Raw genomic sequence first — 19,549 nt, forward strand, 5'->3', positions numbered from 1 at the left:
ATCTATTCTACTATTTCTCAGAGGTTTGTCAAGGCAAACCAAGCCAGATTAACAGAGGAAAAATGGTCTAGCACAATGATTATTTTAGCACCTAAAAAATCAATGTCATCTAATTATGAAAATATCAAATACCAAACATAATCTTAATGTTTGGCAAGTAGTTCACGAGCCTGCGTAAGAGCAGCTTGTGTCATATCTGTTCCTGCAATCATGCTAGCAATTTCTTCCACACGTTCTTCAGGAGTTAATAACCTTACCTTAGAAACGGTGGACTCTTCTTTACTTTCTTTAGAAATAAAATACTGATAATCAGCAATAGCAATAACTTGAGGTAAGTGTGAAATAGCGAGAACTTGCCCATGTCGCCCAATTTTATAAATTTTTTGGGCAATGGCTTGCGCAACGCGACCAGAAACACCTGTATCTACTTCATCAAAAACAATACTCGTCTTATCTTCTTTTCTAGAAATAGCAGCCTTGATGGCTAACATAAGGCGTGATAACTCTCCTCCAGAAGCCACCTTGACAAGGGGCTTGAATCCTTCGCCTGGATTAGTAGAGATGTAAAATTCCAAGCTTTCATTACCATCACGATTAAATTTTGATGTGGTAAAGTGAACTTTGAAATCTGCTTTTTCCATATAAAGTTCCTTAAGTTCAGCTTTAATCTCAGCTTCTAATTGCTCCGCCAATTGATGGCGAGAGACACTTAACTCCGAAGCAGCAGCAACCAATTGTTTTTCCAAGCTTTTCAATTCTGCCTCTAGATCCCCTGAAGACAAGTCATCTCCTGTTAATAGCTGGTATTCTTTGACGATATTATCGTAGTAGTCAAGCACATCATTCACATTACCACCGTATTTACGAGTTAAGCTATTGAGTATATCCAAGCGAAATTCAATTTCCTGTAATCGCCCACCATCAAAATCCAGTTGGTCAATGGTATCTGATAATTGCTTGCTCACTTCTTCAAGAATATAATAGGCTTCAGAAATCGAAGTCGACATCCCTTTGTACTCTGAATCAAACTGCTCAATTGATAGTAAGTCATTCATGCTAGAGCGAATATTGGATAGACTTGAAAAATCGTCATTATCTAGCATGACGTAGGCATTGGTCAGGGTATCAGCAATTTGTTTGTGGTTCATTAAGCGATCACGTTCTTGATTTAACCGGTCGTCCTCACCTCGACTCAAGGCAGCAGCTTCAATTTCTGCTATCTGAAAGGCCAACATATCAATACGATCTTTGTGTTCCTTTTCATTTTTTTGTTTGTCAATAACCTGGCGACGCAAGCTTTTATAACGATCAAAAATAAGCTGATAATTCTCTTTCAATTGCTCAAAAGCCTTATCACCAAAAGCGTCCAAAATTTGCTGGTGGAGCTGTGGTCGCATTAATTCTTCTTGGTCATGTTGCCCATGAATATCTACCAAAAACTGTCCGACCTGTTTTAAGGTGGCTAGGTTAACCATCTGACCATTAATGCGGCTCACGCTTCTGCCATTGGCAAAGATATCTCGGCGAATAATCAGTTCTTCTTCCATAGCAATACCTGATGATTCCAGACACGCAACCAGTTCTGGGGTAGCATCTACCGAAAAGAACCCCTCAATTTCTGCTTTATTAGCTCCACGACGAATCACTTCTGTACTAGCACGCGCACCAAGCATCATATTCATAGCATCAATGATAATAGACTTTCCTGCTCCAGTTTCACCCGTCAAAACCGTCATACCATTTTCAAAATTTAGGGAAATTTCATCAATAATAGCAAAATTTTTAATAGAAATTTCTAATAACATCACTTTCTCCCCTATTTTTTTCTAGGTTATACCCTGCATCCAAAGCAAAATTTCTTGGCGTATCATATCTGCTTCTGAAGGAGACTTTGCAATTAACAATAAACTATCATCATCAGCAATAAGACTAAAAATAGCTTTTGAAAAATCTGCTAATAAATAACGTTTGATTAATTTACTATTGCCAGGTACGACTTTTAAATAGAGGTGTTGTTCTAAACCTTTTGTTTTGTCAGATACAGCTAAAATAGTGCTCTTTATCGATCTAGGTCCTTGAACGATCTTTTTTCCACTATCTTGAGAAAGACCATAGATGTAACGTCCACTGCCAGAAGGAATCTTTACTATACCAATTTCATTCATGTCTCTTGAAATAGTAGCCTGGGTTAATTCTAACCCATGCTCTGCCAATAATCTTAAGAGGTCATGTTGCGTCTCAATTGGATGCGTCAAAACCATTTTTTTGATTAATTCAAGTCGTTCACTCTTTTTCATGTTTCTCAAACTCCTTATGTGCCTTGGCAACAACTTTCTGAATCAAATGCGGGGCTAACGTTTCAGGTGTCTGTGACTTAGCAAGATGAGCTAAAAATTCGATATTGCCATGACCACCCTGAATAGGAGAAAAATCAAGTCCCTTAACTGTAAATCCGTAACCTGAGGCAAAATCCATGACCTTTTGAATCACTTTTTCATGAATCTGTTTGTCCTTGACGATGCCTTTTTTACCAATCTGCTCGCGCCCAGCTTCAAATTGCGGTTTAATGAGAGCAATAACCTGTCCCTGATCTGACAAAACGTTATGCAGGGCTGGCAAAATCAAGCTGAGAGAAATAAAGGACACATCAATACTGGCAAATACAGGCTGTCCCTCATTAAAGTCTTCTGGCTGAGCATAACGAAAGTTATACTGTTCCATACTTCTTACTCGTGGATCTTGTCTGAGTTTCCATACCAACTGGTTAGTCCCAACGTCGACGGCATAGACTAGTTTGGCCCCATCTTGTAACATAACATCGGTAAAACCACCTGTTGAAGCGCCAATATCAATCCCAATTTGATTAGCAACTGATACACCAAAAACGTGCAGCCCCTTTTCCAGTTTTAATCCACCACGACTGACGTATTTGAGTTTTTCACCTTTAAGTTTTAACTCAGTCCCATCGTCAATTTTGTCACCTGGCTTGTCATAGCGTTGGCCATTAATCACAGAGACCACTAAGCCTGCCATGACACCACGCTTAGCTTGCTCTCTGGTCTCAAATAATCCTTGCTTATAGGCTAACACATCTACTCTTTCTTTAGGCATTAAGTCGTAACCCTTCTATCAGTTTTGTAATTATTTGAGGCTTAAAGCCTACATCGCTTTCTAGTGTCTGAAAAATCGTCAAAGCCTGATCTAAACTCTCTGTCAGCAGTTGGTAAGAGGCTTCTAACCCCAGTAAACTTGGATAAGTAGCTTTTTCTGCGAATAAGTCCTTTTTAGGCGTTTTTCCAAGATCTTCAAAGCTAGCTGTCACGTCTAAAATATCATCCCTAATCTGAAAGGCGTGCCCGATGAGCATTCCCGCTTGCTCTAGTTGTTGACGAACAGTCATAGCCTGTTCTGTTATAAGAGCTGCTGCTTTAAAAGGAAAAGCTAATAATTTTCCGGTTTTATTGAGGTGAATCAGTGACAACTGAGGAAGACTTAATGCTTGATTTTCCCCTTTCATATCTAACATCTGACCACCAACCATGCCAAAAGTTCCTGAAGCTAGGGAAAGTTCTTGGATTAAGGCTACTTTAACCTCACTATTTAATTCAGCTTGAGCTATTAACCCAAAGGGGTCTAAAAATAAGCTGTCTCCCGCCAAAATGGCCGTGGCTTCTCCAAATTGTTTGTGATTGGTCAGTCTGCCACGTCGGTAATCATCATTATCCATGGCTGGCAAATCATCGTGAATCAGACTTCCTGTATGAATCATTTCAAGAGCTGCAGCCAAATCAAAATGAGCATTCTGTAACGATACCCCAAATCCCTCAATCATCTCTAATAAGATAAGTGGGCGAATGCGCTTGCCACCACTGTCAACAGAATACAAGATAGCATCAATCAACTCTTCAGATACACCGTTACTAGTCGTCTTATAGTAGCGACGAATGGCTTCGTCAATTCTAGCTAATTTGTCCATTAATCATCCATATCTACTTCTGTGCCATCAGCTTGCATCACTTTGACGAGTGTTTTTTCTGCCGCTTGTAAGGTCTTTTGAAGTTCTTTTGAGAGAAGCATTCCTTTTTGAAATTCTGAAATAGCTTCTTCCAAAGGGACATCCCCATTTTCAAGTTTGTTCACAATAGTCTCTAAATCTTGTAAATTTTCTTCAAATGTTTTCGTTTTTGACATCTTTTACCTCTACATCTAATTGTCCATCACGCATCTTAATGGTTAACTGATCACCCTTTGTTATCTGACTTACAGAGGCTACCAGTGCTTGATTTTTTTCAATCATTGCATAACCACGGGCGATAATTCGGCTGGCATCCAGTGATAGCAAAGCATCCTGTGCTTTTTCAAAGCGAGCCAGCTGACTATCATATTGACTAGCCATATTAGCCATCAGTAAACGCTTAGCGGTAGCAACACGGTCTTGGTATCGCTCGATTTTTGTCTGTAATTGACTATTGGCCAAGGCATGGTCCAACTGAACCTTGTTTTCTTTGGCGGAACTCAGACGATCTTTCATCGTATTCATCAGGGTCATGCTAAGGCGATCAATTTTTTGCAGGTAGGCATCATATAATCGTTCTGGTTGCCTAAAAATAACAGATTGCGAGAGTTTATCCACCCACTCTTGCCGTTGCTTAATCCGCCTCAAGCAGGCCTGATAGGAACGATTTTGCCGCTCTACTATCCAAGACATAAGATCTGTTTTTGTAATAGGCGTTGCTAACTCTGCTGCTGCTGTTGGTGTGGCTGCTCTGCGATCTGCCACAAAATCCGCTAAAGTCGTGTCTGTTTCATGACCCACACTCGAAATCACTGGAAGTTGCGATTCAAAGATAGCCTGAACCACTATTTCCTCGTTGAAGGCCCAAAGGTCTTCTATCGAGCCACCTCCACGGCCGACAATGAGCAAGTCCAAATCCTCTCTTTGATTGGCTCTTCGAATATTAGCCACTACTTCTTGGGCGGCTCCATCACCTTGTACTTTAGTTGGGAATAATAAAATCTCAACCCCTGGAAAACGCCGTGAAACGGTTGTGATAATATCTCGAATCACAGCACCACTAGGACTTGTAATGACCCCAATTTTTGATACAAACTGTGGCAAGGGCTGCTTGTGTTTTTGCTCAAAATAACCTTCTGCCGTTAATTTTTTCTTTAATTGTTCAAACTGCAAAGCCAAGGCACCTATACCATCTGGCTCTGCCTTTTCAATCACGATAGAGTAAGAGCCACTAGGTTCATAAAGTTGGACTCGCCCAATTACATTAATTTTCATGCCTTCTTCTAGGTCGAATCCTAGTTTTTTATAGACTCCTGCCCACATGGTGGCTTGAATCACAGCACTTTCATCTTTTAAGGAAAAATATTGATGAGTTGGTCGTTTTCGAAAATTGGACACTTGACCAGTCAGATAAACCCGTTCCAAATAAGGGTCACGGTCAAATTTTAATTTTAAATATTTCGTCAAATGAGTGACGGTTAAATAATCTGCCATCAAGCCACCTTTCACTTAGTTGGACCTGACATAGTCCCTTTGCATACTAATGCAATTATACCATTTTTCTGAATAAATAGTGAGCAGAAAAACAAAAAAGGAAGCCATTGCTGACTTCTTATATTCTCTTATGTTGAATTGTCTAATTATAACTATTTATGAGTACTACGGAGAGCAGATTGATAAGTTTGCTCTAGCAACATAGCAATCGTCATAGGACCGACACCTCCTGGTACAGGGGTGATTTTCGCTGCAACTTCTGCCACCTCATCAAAGGCCACATCTCCAATTAGCTTGCCATTATCATCACGGTTCATTCCCACATCAATCACTATCGCACCATCTTTTATATATTGTTTTGTTATGAAATGACCTTGTCCGATTGCCACAATCAACACATCTGCACAGCGACATACTTCTTCTAATTGACGTGTTCTTGAATGTGTCAACGTGACTGTTGCATTTTTGTCCAGTAAGAGCTGTGCCATTGGTTTTCCAACGATATTCGATCTGCCAATAATGACGGCATGTTTACCTTCAAGGTTAACATTATATTCTCGAAGCAATTCCATAATCCCTGATGGAGTACAAGGAACCATCAAGGGACGTCCTGACCAAAGGTGACCTGTATTCATCGGGTGAAAACCATCCACATCTTTTTTGGGATCAATGGCGAGAATAATTTTTTTATCATTAATATGATTTGGCAGGGGTAGCTGCACTAAAATACCATGAATAGTGTTATCTGCATTGTAACGTTCGATTACTGCAATAAGCTCTTCTTGACAAATGAATTCTGATAATCTAACGGTCTCACTTTTAAAACCTACAGTAAGAGCTGCACGCTCTTTATTACGGACATACACCTGACTAGCAGGATCATCACCTACAAGAATAACGGCTAAGCCTGGTACAATTCCTTTTTTTTGTTTTAGATTGTTGACTTTAGCTGCTAACTCTTGTTGCATCTTTTGAGCTAAGGCTTTACCATCAATTAGTTCTGTCATTGACATCTCCCTTTAATTTCATTTTTCTATTATAACAAAAAAATAGATGCCTGTTCTTTATACTCTTACTTATTTTTTAGTATTGGTTTGAGTCGATTAAATTGATTAGTGGCACCTACAAGAAAAAGAAGGTGCCTAAAAGTCTCACCTCCTTTTGTAGTTGTTTATATGGAAAAATAGTGTAAAAGTGTTATCCATTTTTGATGTTTAATTAACCTGATTTATTTTTGTGCGACACGCTGCTTCAATAGCATCTAATTTTGTTGCACTATTTTCTTGTGTTTGGCCAATAGTATATAAATAAAATTTTATTTTAGGCTCTGTTCCTGATGGTCTAAGTGCATACCAAGAACCATCATCCAAATAAAATTTGAGACAGTTTTGCTTTGGAAAATCTTGATAGCCATCAATAAAATCAATTGTCTTGTCTAACGCCATCTCTGCAACACTAGCTATTGGTGTCTGTCTGAAATCTTCCATTATCCTCGCAATGCGTTTTTGTCCTTCTATCCCCTCAAGCTCCAAGGCAATTTGACGTTCATTATAATACCCAAATGTCGCATAAATAGTCTGCAAAACATCTAGTAAATTCTGCCCTTTTTTCTTGTAGTAAGCTGCCATTTCTACAATCATCATAGAGGCGCTAACAGCGTCTTTGTCACGAACAAAAGTGCCATAGCAAAAACCAATACTTTCTTCATAACCAAACAGGTAGTTTTTTTGTTTCGTCACATCATATTCGTTTGCCTTGCCACAAATATTCTTAAAACCAGTCAATGTTTCAACGGTTTCAATACCATAATGGCTAGCAATAGCCCGTGACAAGTCTCCTGTTACAATGGATTTCACTAAAACAGGATTAGCCGGTAAATTGCCTAAGTCAAATCGTTGTGAAAAGATATAGTAAGATAAAAGCGCTCCGATTTTATTGCCATTGAGAAAAACATAGTCACCGACTGCATTTTTAACTTCTAAAGCCACACGGTCACAATCTGGATCAGTTGCAATCAAAATATCAGCATCAACTGCCTTACCTAATTTTTCTGAATATGCAAAAGTTTTAGGGACTTCGGGATTAGGATAGCCAACTGTTGTAAAATCAGGATCGGGCATTTCCTGCTCAGGTACCACATAAACATTTTCAAAACCGCGGCGTCTTAAAACCTCACGCACTGGTAGATTCCCAACACCATTTAAAGGGGTATAGACTACTCGGACTGACTTATCAATGTCAGTATCATTAATCGTTAAACCAAGCACTTCTTTTTTATATGCTTCTTCAATACTCTCATCAATATAAGTAACAAGTCCACTGTCCAGAGCCTTTTCAAAAGGCATTTGTTTGATTTCCTGATACTGAGTTAGTGCAGCCATGTGTTGTGCAATTTGATCCGCAATGTCATCCAAAATTTGAGAACCTTCTTGCCAATAAGCTTTGTAACCATTGTAAGCTTGGGGATTGTGACTAGCCGTAATCATAACACCAGAAATACATCCCAAAGCACGAATAGCGTACGAACACATTGGTGTTGGCCGAATCCCTTTATAAAGGTACGCCTTAATACCGTTAGCTGCCATAATAGAGCATGTTAATTCTGCAAATGTTCTAGATTGATAGCGAACATCATAACTAACCGCAATGCCCTTTTTAACCGCTTCAGGTCCATGATCAATAATAGTATTAGCTAAAGCTTGTGCTGCCTTACCAACCATATAGGTATTCATGCGATTGGTGCCTGCTCCAAGTTTTCCTCTTAGCCCTGCTGTTCCAAATTCAAGTGTTTTGTAAAAACGATCTTGAATCTCAGCCTCATTGTCTTTTATGGCTGCTAAATCTGCTTTAATATCATCACTAAGATCATTATTGTGCAACCATTCTTGATATACCTCGTTGTAAGTCATATTACTCATCCTATTCTAAGACCAAATGGTAAAAATCAGCTCCAAAACAAGAAATCGCTTTCTCTAAGGGAGACAACTGAATAGTATCAAATAATCTAAATAAAGTCAACTTATTTTTTAAATTAAATAATCTTAATTCATGATAACTTTTTGTTTAAACTCTTATAATGAGAACAGTCATTCTATTTTTGCTTTTTCTTTTGCCCACTCATACTTTGCAATAGCTTGTTCACGTTGTTTAGCATGATCGACAATTGGTTGAGGATAGTCTGTGCCAATAATACAGGACACACTCTCTTGAAGGTTTTTTGGCATCTTCCACGGTTCGTGGAGATACTTCTCTGGAACGTGTTCTAGTTGAGGCAAATACGCTTTAATAAACTCGCCTTTAGGATCAAAGCGCTTACCTTGAGTAACAGGATTAAATATTCTAAAATAAGGAACAGCATCTGTTCCAGTGGAAGCAGCCCACTGCCATCCTCCGATATTACTGGCAGCATCATAATCAATTAGTTGTTGTTGAAAATACTGCTCTCCTAAACGCCAATCACATAAAAGATCTTTAGTTAAAAAAGAAGCTACTATCATTCGTAAACGATTATGCATCCATCCTGTCTTTTGTAACTGAAGCATTGCAGCATCGACAATAGGGTAACCCGTTTTACCTTCTTTCCACAACTGAAACCAGTCAGGATTATTAACCCATTCGATTTGAGAAAAGGCTTTTTGGATAGGCTGAGTTTTCTGATCAGGATAAGCCACATAGACCATATTGTAAAAGTCTCTCCAAGCTAATTCTTTTAAAAAAGTAGCTTGCCCTAGACTATTTGGTGCTTGACGCACAGCGTGATATACCGTGCGAATGCCAATAGCTCCTATTCTTAAAAAAGGAGACAACCGACTCGTCCCTAGCTGCGCTGGAAAATCTCGATTAGCGTGATAAGCTGCTAATTGGTCTTGAATAAATCGATTTAGTTGTTTTGACGCTTCATCAAAAGTTGCAACATCCTGATATTTTTCATCTTTAAAACTCTCAACAGTCCTTAAAACATCATCTGGTGTCTCAAGATTTAACCACCTGCCTTGCGATAGTTCTACTTTAATAGGAGTCTCTTTCGGATAATTTTGCCAAATCCTATAGTAGGGCGTAAAAACTTTATAAGGCTGACCTGATTGGTTAATGATCTCTTGACTACCATGTAAATAGTGATCTTGGTAGGTATGAACAGCAATCCCATTTTTTTTGAAAAATTGTGCTGCTTTTTGATCACGTAAACGACCATATCCAGATTCATCATAGTTAAAATACACATCTGTCCAGTCTTTTAATTGTGTCAATAATTGCTCAAAACAGGTCATTAAGTCTCCATACATTAGATATAAGTCAATACCTTCACATTTTAATAACTTTCTAAAAGCCAAAACGCTAGTAATAAAACTAGATTGATTCCGACTATGTAGCAGATTTAATTGCTCCTTGTTAAATTGAAACACACATAAGGTTGGTGATTGACTAGCAATAGCATGAGCTAAAGCTTTTTGATCATCAATCCTTAAATCTCTACGAAACCACATCACTGAAACCATAACAGATCCCTTTCTTCTATGCAAATAATGCAACTATTTCTTTTTATTTTAACAAAAAGAAAAGTAATCTCCTATAAAATGCCTTAGCAAATTATAAAAGGAAGTCCTAAATCATTTAGGACTTCCTTTTATAATTCATAGAACAGATTTATAATACTCTACTCAAAAAATCTTTTGTACGTTCTTCTTTAGTCAGATCAAAAAGTTGGTTAGGACTTCCTTCTTCCACAATAACGCCGCCATCCATAAACATCACACGGTCTGCGACTTCTTTAGCAAAGCCCATTTCATGAGTCACAATAACCATAGTCATCCCAGATTTAGCCAAATCTTGCATGACAGCCAAGACCTCACCCACCATTTCTGGGTCTAGAGCTGAAGTTGGTTCATCAAAGAGTAAAACATCTGGATCCATAGCCAGTCCACGCGCAATCGCAATCCGCTGCTGTTGCCCACCAGAAAGACTAGCAGGATAAGCCTTGGCTTTTTCTGATAATCCAACTTTGTCCAACAAGCTCAAGGCTGTTTTGTCAGCCTCTGCTTTAGCCATTCCCTTAGTTTTGATTGGCGATAAAGTGATATTTTCTAAAATAGTCATATTGGGAAAGAGGTTAAACTGCTGGAAAACCATTCCCATTTTTTCACGCATGCTGAAAATATCATTCTTCTTATCGGTAATATCAATCCCCTCAAACCTAATCTGTCCCTTAGTTGGTACTTCCAAAAGATTCATGGTTCGAAGTAAGGTCGATTTTCCAGAACCAGAAGGGCCAATAATCACCACAACCTCTCCTGGCATAATGTCTAAATCAATTCCCTTAAGCACTTCATTGTGCCCATAATACTTGTGCAAGTCTTTAATTGAAATAATAGCCTCAGTCATCAATGATTACCTCCTTGCGCCATGTGACGTTCTAAGACTGCCAATAACTGTGCCATCACTGTTGTGACCATTAAGTAGTAAAAAGCAGCCACCAGTAAAGGGGAAATTGGAGAATAAGTAGCCGTTACCACCGATTGGGCACCATTCCAAAGTTCCATCACTCCAATGGTTTGTAAAAGAGCACTATCCTTAATAATGGTAATAAATTCATTTCCTAAGGCTGGCAAAATATTTTTAAAGGCCTGAGGCAAAATCACATAACGCATGGCATTTTGAGGACGAATACCTAGTGAATAAGCTGCTTCTAATTGCCCTTTTGGTACAGCCTCAATACCTGCTCTAACAATTTCTGAAATATAAGCACCGCTATTCAATGAAATGATAATAATTCCAGGAAGTAGTCTTGAAAAGTCCAAGTCTAAAACCCCAAAACCAATAGTAGGCATATTGTTAAAATGCATCCAAGCAAAGGCAATCATGATTTGAACCACCATAGGTGTTCCCCGAAAGATCCAAACGTAAAGATTAACGACCCAGGTCAACGGCTTCACATGACTACGCTTAATCAGGGTTACCAAGACACCAATAAGGGTTCCAAAAAAGACAACGCTGACTGAAATCATAATGGTGACAAGTACACCGTAGTTAAAGTAGGCCCAGTATTTGGGCAAAAATGACAAATCCATTTATATCTCCTCATAAGTCCTAGGTTCATTACAATAAAGATAATTATACCATCTGATGAATATTAATACAATACTTTTTGACAATAAAAAAACCTGCCTCAGGCAAGTCTCTTTACTATGTCAAGCTTAATATAATAAATCGTAGATTTCCATTGCAATCAAGTCAATGCTATCAAAGGAATATGACTCACGCGCTTCAACATCACGCAATGTGAAAACAGGTCCATTTTCAGGATCATTTGAAAAGGCAACTTCTGCAACAACAACACCATCGCGTTCAAAATTTCGCTTGAGATTACCGCCATCTGTCACCATCAACTCCAAACGATTGATGATTCTCACCAAATGTGATTCCATTTCGTTTCTCCTATTCGTTTTTTATCCCTCTTATTTTAACACAAAACAAGGGAAACTAACAAGGAAAGTAATATATTTATTGATATTTTACTTTTTTTACTCTTTTCAATGATTTTAAACATTTGCTCATTGGAAACTTAATAAAGTTACTCTGTCATGTTACTCTCTAAAAGCTAACGCTAAAGCGATAAACTTTTTACTTGATTTCCCAAGCCGTGGTGCTATAATATGAATATAAAGTTTGACCATTTTTGACTAAATGACTTTGACTTTTAGATAAACCCTCGGAGGTATATTATGCTGTGTCAAAATTGTAATTTAAACGAATCTACTATTCATCTTTATACAAGTGTTAATGGAAAACAAAGACAGGTTGATCTCTGTCAAAATTGTTATCAAATCATGAAATCCGATCCTGCCAATTCTATTTTAAATGGCCTAACCCCAGGATATAGAGCACAAGATAGATCCACAAGTCCTTTCTTTGATGACTTTTTTGGTGATTTGAATAATTTTAGAGCTTTTGGTAATCTTCCAAATACCCCACCTACTCAGGCAGGGCAAAATGGAAATGGCGGAGGACGCTATGGTGGTAACTACAACGGACAACGACCTGCTCAGCCACAAACACCAAATCAGCAAGCAAAGGGCTTGTTAGAAGAGTTTGGGATTAATGTCACAGATATTGCAAGAAATGGTAATATTGATCCTGTTATTGGTCGTGACGAAGAGATTACACGCGTTATCGAGATCCTCAACCGCCGTACTAAAAATAATCCTGTGCTAATTGGTGAGCCTGGAGTTGGTAAAACTGCTGTTGTAGAAGGTTTGGCTCAAAAAATTATTGATGGTACTGTTCCTCAAAAACTCCAAGGCAAGCAAGTGATTCGTCTTGATGTGGTTAGCCTCGTTCAGGGAACAGGTATCCGTGGTCAGTTTGAAGAGCGCATGCAAAAATTAATGGAAGAAATTCGCAATCGCAAGGATGTGATTCTCTTTATTGATGAAATTCATGAGATTGTCGGTGCTGGTTCTGCAGGAGACGGCAATATGGATGCTGGTAATATTTTAAAACCAGCCTTGGCCCGTGGTGAGTTGCAACTCGTTGGTGCTACTACATTAAATGAATACCGTATTATTGAAAAAGACGCTGCCTTAGAACGACGTATGCAACCCGTTAAAGTTGATGAACCTTCTGTTGAGGAAACCATCACGATTTTAAAAGGTATCCAACCGAAATACGAAGACTATCATCATGTCAAATATAGCCCAGCCGCTATTGAAGCTGCCGCTCATTTATCTAACCGCTATATTCAAGACCGTTTTCTTCCTGATAAGGCTATTGACCTTCTGGACGAAGCTGGTTCCAAAATGAATCTAACCCTCAACTTTGTTGATCCTAAAGAAATTGACAAACGTCTTATTGAAGCTGAGAATCTCAAGGCGCAAGCTACTCGAGACGAAGACTATGAACGCGCAGCTTATTTCCGCGATCAAATTACAAAATACAAAGAAATGCAGGCTCAAAAAGTCGATGAGCAAGATATTCCCATCATTACTGAAAAAACCATTGAAGCTATTGTAGAGCAAAAAACTAATATTCCAGTTGGGGACTTAAAAGAAAAGGAACAGTCTCAACTCGTAAACTTAGCCAATGATCTGAAAGCACACGTGATCGGGCAAGACGATGCTGTTGATAAAATCGCTAAGGCTATTCGTCGTAACCGTGTGGGATTAGGAACTCCAAATCGCCCTATTGGTTCTTTCTTATTCGTTGGACCGACTGGGGTTGGTAAAACTGAATTGTCTAAACAACTAGCCATTGAACTCTTTGGTTCGACAAACAATATGATTCGCTTTGACATGTCCGAATACATGGAAAAACACGCTGTCGCCAAATTAGTCGGGGCTCCTCCAGGTTATATCGGCTATGAAGAAGCTGGACAGCTAACCGAACAAGTTCGTCGCAATCCATATTCACTTATTCTCTTAGATGAGGTGGAAAAAGCCCATCCTGACGTCATGCACATGTTCTTACAAGTTCTTGATGATGGCCGTTTAACAGATGGTCAAGGACGAACAGTCAGCTTCAAGGACACCATTATTATCATGACCTCTAATGCCGGAACAGGTAAAAGCGAAGCTTCTGTCGGATTTGGTGCTGCTAGAGAAGGACGGACAAGTTCTGTCCTTGGTGAATTAAGCAACTTCTTCAGCCCAGAGTTTATGAATCGTTTCGATGGTATTATTGAATTCAAAGCTTTATCTAAAGAGCATTTGCTGCATATCGTTGATTTAATGCTGGAAGATGTTAATGAGCGCTTAGGCTATAATGGGATTCATCTTGATGTGACACAAAAGGTCAAAGAAAAATTAGTAGATTTAGGCTATGATCCTAAAATGGGCGCTCGGCCGCTCCGTCGTACTATTCAAGATTATATCGAAGATGCCATTACAGACTATTATTTAGAACACCCAACTGAAAAACAGTTACGTGCACTGATGACAAACAGTGAAAATATCACGATTAAAGCTGTTAAAGAGGGAGATTCTTTTCTTAACGAAGAGTCTCTCGATTAACGTTAGCTAAGAGAGTTTCTATAAGGAGACTCTCTCTTTTTCTATCAATTTTTTATTAAACTAAACAAATTGATAAGAATAATTAGCAAAAATTTAGTATAATGAAGAAAAAGGAAAGGTAAATAAAATGATGATTCCAACATTTGGACATAAAAATGCACATAAAGACTATGTCACACGTTACGGTGTCTATGCTATCATTCCCAATCACGAACAAACAAAAATTATTCTTGTTCAAGCTCCTAATGGTTCCTGGTTTTTACCTGGTGGTGAAATTGAAGCAGGTGAAGGTCAGCTTCAGGCCCTAGAGCGTGAACTGATTGAAGAACTTGGTTTTTCTGCTACTATTGGTTCATATTACGGTCAGGCAGATGAATATTTCTACTCTCGCCATCGTGATACCCACTTCTACCATCCTGCCTATCTTTATGAAGTAACTGCATTTCAAGCCGTTTCTAAGCCCTTAGAAGATTTTAATAACTTAGGTTGGTTTTCTCCTATCGAGGCAATTGCTAAATTAAAACGAGAGAGCCATCAATGGGGAGTCAAGGAATGGCAAAAAAAGCATCATTCTACTAACTAAGGCTTTAAATTAGTGCTATAATAGGTACAGGAATACTAAGGAGGACATTTATGAGACTCATCAATACCACTAGCAGTCACCCAGAACTCATCAAAAATCAGCTAAAAAACACCGATGCCTATTTAGTCGAAGTATACTCAGCAGGAAATACAGATGTCATTTTTACCCAAGCACCAAAACATTACGAACTACTTATTTCAAATAAATACCGTGCCATCAAGGAGGATGAACTTGATATCATTCGCGAATTTTTTTTAAAACGTAAAATTGATCCTAAAATTGTTATTCCTGGACAATCAAAAACACTTCACACGAATAACCTTATTGAAATTTCATTTCAAACTTCTGTATAAACAGCAGCCAGCTATTCAGACAAAACTTAGCCCTTCTAAAAGAGCTAAGTTTTTTTATTAGCGAAAGGTGAACTCTATCTTAATAGTCCTTATATGAAGCCAGCAATTTTCTTAAAAGAAATTAAAAAAGTAGTCTAAATTTCTCCTACTTTGTCTCTCGTTAAAGCTGGCTAATGGACGTAATCAGCTCTACTAAAAAACCATCAGGTCCTAAGACCCGATGGTTGTCTTCTTACTCAGTGTCACTTCAAGTCTTGATAAGACTTATTTGCCACTCTCTTCAAACCCTTCAGCCACAGCTTCTGGGAAATTTTCTTCAATGATTTTAGCGCTGTGATCACAGACAAATGCATTGTAAGAACGCATGCGAGTAGTTGGGTCGATGCGACGTGAACGCTCACAAACTTCACCTATGGCATGTTCTACTATAAAGGCAACACCTTCAAATGCCACTGCATCCGCAGGCGCATCTGCCAAGTCAGCAATGGTTAATTGAGACACGATCAAAAGCAAAGCAATATCGCTGTCTAAAGCAGTCAATAAGGTTTTCACTTCTTCACTAGCGTAGATGGTCAAATGGGCTTCCAATGATTTACCGATAATCTTAGCATTTCGCGCTTCTTCCAAAGCTTTTTGAGCTTGAGTACGCAAAGTCATGAAAGCTGACCAAGCTTCTAAAATATCCTCTTGAGCCGAGAAGGTTTCTGCCACAGGCATTTCTGCCAATTGAACAAATGCTTCTGACTCATGCTCTAGATAAGACCAGATTTCTTCAGTAGTGTGAGGCAAGATTGGCGTCAATAACTTGGTAATCTTAACCAAGATATCATAGAAGACTGTCTGCATGCGACGACGTTCTAAGCTATTGGCAGCTTCAATATAGACAACGTCTTTAGCAAAATCAAGATAGAAGGCTGATAAATCAACCGTAACAAAGTTCACCACTGCTTTGTAAATAGCCATAAAGTCATAACGCTCATAAGCGTCAGTAATCGTTGCTACCAACTGATTAAAGACAATTGTCATGTACTTATCAACAGTTCCTAAATCTGCATAAGCTACTGTATCCGTAGCAGGGTTGAAATCAGATGTATTAGCAATCAAGAAGCGAAGGGTGTTACGGATTTTACGGTAAGTTTCAGAGACTTGACCAAGGATCTCCATAGAAACACGGACATCATTATCGGTATCCACAGAAGCTACCCAAAGTCGAAGAATATCTGCACCATATTGTTTAGCCACATCATTAGGAGAAATGATATTGCCTTTTGATTTAGACATTTTTTCGCCCTTACCATCAAGAACAAAGCCTTGCGATAAAATAGCCTTATATGGAGCATGCCCATTAACAGCCACAGATGTAATTAAGGATGAATTGAACCAACCACGATACTGGTCAGAGCCTTCTAAGTATAGATCCGCTGGATAGGAAAGATTTTCTTTAGTATTCATGACTCCATTCCAAGAAGAACCAGAGTCAAACCAAACGTCCATGATATCAGTTTCTTTTGTAAACTCGCCATTTGGTGACCCTGGATGAGTGAAGCCCTCTGGTAATAGGTCTTTAGCTTCTTTTTGCCACCAAATGATTGATCCATTTTCTTGGAACAAATCAGCCACATGATCTGTCACTTCTTTAGTCATAATAGCTGTGCCATCTTCGGCATAGAAGATAGGAAGCGGAACTCCCCAAGCACGTTGACGAGAAATAACCCAGTCGCCACGATCACGAATCATATTGTAAAGGCGTGTTTCACCCCATGATGGATGAAAGGTTGTTTTTTCAATTTCATCCAAAATATCTTGACGGAAATCAGAAACAGAAGCAAACCATTGCGGTACAGCACGCCAGATGATTGGTTTTTTCGTCCGCCAGTCAAATGGGTAAGAGTGATTGATCACTTCTTGTGCCAATAAAAGATCACCAAGTTTATCAATGACAATCGGCGTTACCTTGTTATAAAATTGTCCGTGGAAATCTGGACCTGCATTTTCCATCATTAGGCCACGTTCATCAACAGTCACAGCAACTTCCAGTTTGTATTTTGTCCCAACATTGTAGTCATCCTCACCAAAACCTGGTGCTGTGTGGACAATCCCTGTCCCTGACTCAAGGGTAACATGGTCACCAAGGATAACCAATTCTTCTACGTCAGTATCCCATGGGTGTTCTGTCACAATGTACTCTAAATCAGCTCCTTTATGGCTAGCTAAAGTTTCAAAAGATTCCCAGCCAAATTTTCCAGCAAGGCTATCCAAAAGACCTTCTGCCACAACATATTGACGGTCTGAACCAGCAGGTTTCACCACAAGATAATCCATATCAGGACCAACAGTCAAACCGCGTGATGCTGTAACGGTAAATGGTGTTGTGGTCCAAACAACGATATACGTATTAGTATCAAGGATACCTTTACCATCTTTAACTTTATTGGCGTAGTATAAAGAGGTTGAATCGATGTCATGGTATTCAATTTCAGCCTCTGCCAAGGCCGATTCTGAAGACCATGACCAATAAACAGGTTTAGCACCACGATAGATGTAACCTTTTTCAGCCATCGCTCCAAAAACACGAATTTGATCAGCTTCAAACTGTGGGTCCAAAGTGACATAAGGATTTTCCCAGTCTGCCGAAACACCTAACCGTTTGAAATCATCTCGCTGTTTATCAACCTGACTTAAAGCGTATTGACGACACATCTCAAGGTATTCTGCTAAATCCATCTCCTTACGTTTGATTCCTTGCTTAGCCAAGACTTGTTCGATTGGAAGGCCGTGTGTGTCCCAACCAGGTACATAAGGCGCTTGAAAGCCAGACATGGACTTAGAACGCACAATGATATCTTTTGAAATTTTATTAAGGGCATGCCCAACGTGAATATTGCCGTTAGCGTATGGAGGTCCATCATGAAGATGAAAGGCAGGCTTACCTGCATTCAATTCTTGACGTTTTTTGTAAAGCTCTGCTTGTTCCCAAGCTGCTTGCCATTGTGGCTCTTTATTAGGAAGACCTGCGCGCATTGGAAAGGCTGTTTTTCCTAGATTAAGTGTCTCTTTTAATTTCATTATTTCAAACTCCTTTTAAACAAACTTGCGACTATAACGAAAAAAGCCTCGTCTCAAAAAGGACGAAAGCTCGTGGTACCACCTTAGTTCAGAGCGATAATATATCATAAGACTTACCGCTCCCTCTTTGCTCGTAAGGTGAACAAACCTCCTCGCTTACTGTAGTTCAGCGAAAATTTTAGAAAATGATAATGATAATACTTAGGGAATACGAGACTCTCATCATCTCCCGCTTGCTGTGATTATAAGCAAATCATCTTGTTTTTCTTTATTTAGATATTTAATTTAAACGTTTGTGTTTCACTGAGATTTACCTCTGGCTCAGTCGTAGAATCAGATTGAGAGTCAAGTTGGTAAGCCTCTAACTCCTTATTGCTTTCATCAACACGACGTTGCAATTCTTCTAACTCTTCTGGAGTAAACTGACGTGTTGCATCAAAAGAGGCACTATCATCAGATTCAGGAATGTCTTCATTAAGAACGGTCTTCACGACTTCCTTAAAAGCATCGTCAGAATTTTGAAGATAGATTGCAGTCGGTTGTAGCAGTTCATCCCATTCAGGTGAATTTGATAAGCTTAATTGTGACTCAATAGATGAGATTAAACGTTGGTGGAACACACGTGTTTGACGCTTTAGTTCTTCTGTTTCAATCGCAACTCGCTTAGCCTCATCAGTTGCATCACGCAACATTTGATTGGCTTTAGCTTTAGATTCATCTAATAAATGCTGAGCATCATAAGTCGCTTTACTAACCAAGTTTGTTGCTTCCGCATTAGCCGTTGCTTTCACTTTTTCAGCTGTTTCTTGAGCTAAGATTACAGACTGGCTAAGTGACTCTTTCATTTCATCAAAGTAAGATAATTTTTCTTCAAGATCTTTAATTCTTGCTTCGTTATCACGATTTTTACGTACAAGAGCTTCGTAATCATCAACAACAATATCAAGGAATTCATTGACTTCTTCTTCACAGTATCCTCGGAATTTTGTCTTAAAAGTTTTATCTTTAATTTCTAGCGTTGTAAGTGCCATTGTAT

The 19,549-nt window shown here is 38.9% G+C and carries 17 protein-coding genes; 3 read left to right on the forward strand and 14 right to left on the reverse strand.

All coding sequences use genetic code 11. The features are described from left to right. Positions 1 to 143: 143 nt before the first annotated feature. The 12 genes from recN to B6D67_RS06825 form a co-directional block, all read right to left on the reverse strand. Entirely contained in the window at positions 144 to 1,805 is a 1,662-nt protein-coding gene (recN, locus tag B6D67_RS06770; protein ID WP_010922485.1) for a DNA repair protein RecN, read from the reverse strand. Positions 1,806 to 1,826: 21 nt separating this feature from the next. Then, positions 1,827 to 2,297: an arginine repressor gene (locus B6D67_RS06775; RefSeq protein WP_002983907.1), complete on the reverse strand. Its 471-nt coding sequence runs from the start codon at positions 2,295 to 2,297 to the stop codon at positions 1,827 to 1,829. After that, complete coding sequence (locus B6D67_RS06780; RefSeq protein WP_003056952.1) at positions 2,284 to 3,111, reverse strand: TlyA family rRNA (cytidine-2'-O)-methyltransferase; 828 nt, start codon at positions 3,109 to 3,111, stop codon at positions 2,284 to 2,286. The genes B6D67_RS06775 and B6D67_RS06780 overlap by 14 nt, the downstream gene beginning before the upstream one ends. Beyond that, entirely contained in the window at positions 3,104 to 3,976 is an 873-nt protein-coding gene (locus B6D67_RS06785) for a polyprenyl synthetase family protein (protein WP_003056941.1), read from the reverse strand. The genes B6D67_RS06780 and B6D67_RS06785 overlap by 8 nt, the downstream gene beginning before the upstream one ends. After that, positions 3,976 to 4,191, reverse strand: a complete 216-nt coding sequence (locus B6D67_RS06790; RefSeq protein ID WP_002983901.1) for an exodeoxyribonuclease VII small subunit — start codon at positions 4,189 to 4,191, stop codon at positions 3,976 to 3,978. Before B6D67_RS06790 ends, B6D67_RS06785 begins: the two co-directional genes overlap by 1 nt. Further along, complete coding sequence (gene xseA, locus B6D67_RS06795) at positions 4,169 to 5,509, reverse strand: exodeoxyribonuclease VII large subunit (protein ID WP_002992349.1); 1,341 nt, start codon at positions 5,507 to 5,509, stop codon at positions 4,169 to 4,171. The genes B6D67_RS06790 and xseA overlap by 23 nt, the downstream gene beginning before the upstream one ends. A 152-nt stretch (positions 5,510 to 5,661) precedes the next feature. Further along, a complete protein-coding gene (locus B6D67_RS06800; protein ID WP_010922486.1) occupies positions 5,662 to 6,516 on the reverse strand; it encodes a bifunctional methylenetetrahydrofolate dehydrogenase/methenyltetrahydrofolate cyclohydrolase in 855 nt (284 codons plus the stop codon). 207 nt (positions 6,517 to 6,723) lie between these two features. Further along, the gene (locus B6D67_RS06805; protein WP_002989112.1) at positions 6,724 to 8,418 is read right to left on the reverse strand and encodes a phospho-sugar mutase; all 1,695 of its coding nucleotides are present in this window, start codon (positions 8,416 to 8,418) and stop codon (positions 6,724 to 6,726) included. A gap of 177 nt (positions 8,419 to 8,595) precedes the next feature. Continuing rightward, positions 8,596 to 10,005 (reverse strand): cryptochrome/photolyase family protein, encoded by a 1,410-nt coding sequence (locus B6D67_RS06810; RefSeq protein ID WP_010922487.1) that lies wholly within the window; start codon positions 10,003 to 10,005, stop codon positions 8,596 to 8,598. Between the two features lie 148 nt (positions 10,006 to 10,153). Next, positions 10,154 to 10,888, reverse strand: a complete 735-nt coding sequence (locus B6D67_RS06815) for an amino acid ABC transporter ATP-binding protein (RefSeq protein ID WP_010922488.1) — start codon at positions 10,886 to 10,888, stop codon at positions 10,154 to 10,156. Continuing rightward, on the reverse strand, positions 10,888 to 11,574 hold the full coding sequence (locus B6D67_RS06820; RefSeq protein WP_002983887.1) for an amino acid ABC transporter permease: 687 nt from the start codon (positions 11,572 to 11,574) through the stop codon (positions 10,888 to 10,890). Before B6D67_RS06820 ends, B6D67_RS06815 begins: the two co-directional genes overlap by 1 nt. Positions 11,575 to 11,700: 126 nt before the next feature. After that, the gene (locus B6D67_RS06825) at positions 11,701 to 11,931 is read right to left on the reverse strand and encodes a YkuJ family protein (RefSeq protein WP_002983885.1); all 231 of its coding nucleotides are present in this window, start codon (positions 11,929 to 11,931) and stop codon (positions 11,701 to 11,703) included. Between the two features lie 297 nt (positions 11,932 to 12,228). Here B6D67_RS06825 and B6D67_RS06830 point away from each other — a divergent pair, with 297 nt between their 5' ends. From B6D67_RS06830 to B6D67_RS06840, 3 genes are all read left to right on the forward strand, one after another. After that, complete coding sequence (locus B6D67_RS06830) at positions 12,229 to 14,511, forward strand: ATP-dependent Clp protease ATP-binding subunit (protein WP_010922489.1); 2,283 nt, start codon at positions 12,229 to 12,231, stop codon at positions 14,509 to 14,511. A 127-nt stretch (positions 14,512 to 14,638) separates the two neighbouring features. Further along, complete coding sequence (locus tag B6D67_RS06835; RefSeq protein ID WP_002989103.1) at positions 14,639 to 15,094, forward strand: NUDIX hydrolase; 456 nt, start codon at positions 14,639 to 14,641, stop codon at positions 15,092 to 15,094. Between the two features lie 50 nt (positions 15,095 to 15,144). Beyond that, positions 15,145 to 15,447: a DUF1827 family protein gene (locus tag B6D67_RS06840; RefSeq protein WP_010922490.1), complete on the forward strand. Its 303-nt coding sequence runs from the start codon at positions 15,145 to 15,147 to the stop codon at positions 15,445 to 15,447. 264 nt (positions 15,448 to 15,711) lie between these two features. Here the strand turns inward: B6D67_RS06840 and ileS are convergent, their stop codons facing one another. Both ileS and B6D67_RS06850 read right to left on the reverse strand, forming a co-directional pair. Then, positions 15,712 to 18,513, reverse strand: a complete 2,802-nt coding sequence (ileS, locus tag B6D67_RS06845; RefSeq protein ID WP_010922491.1) for an isoleucine--tRNA ligase — start codon at positions 18,511 to 18,513, stop codon at positions 15,712 to 15,714. A gap of 272 nt (positions 18,514 to 18,785) precedes the next feature. Beyond that, positions 18,786 to 19,544, reverse strand: coding sequence for a DivIVA domain-containing protein (locus tag B6D67_RS06850; protein ID WP_002989099.1), 759 nt, complete (start codon positions 19,542 to 19,544; stop codon positions 18,786 to 18,788). Between the last annotated feature and the right edge of the window lie 5 nt (positions 19,545 to 19,549).

The organism is Streptococcus pyogenes (genome assembly GCF_002055535.1).
Lineage (GTDB): Bacteria > Bacillota > Bacilli > Lactobacillales > Streptococcaceae > Streptococcus > Streptococcus pyogenes.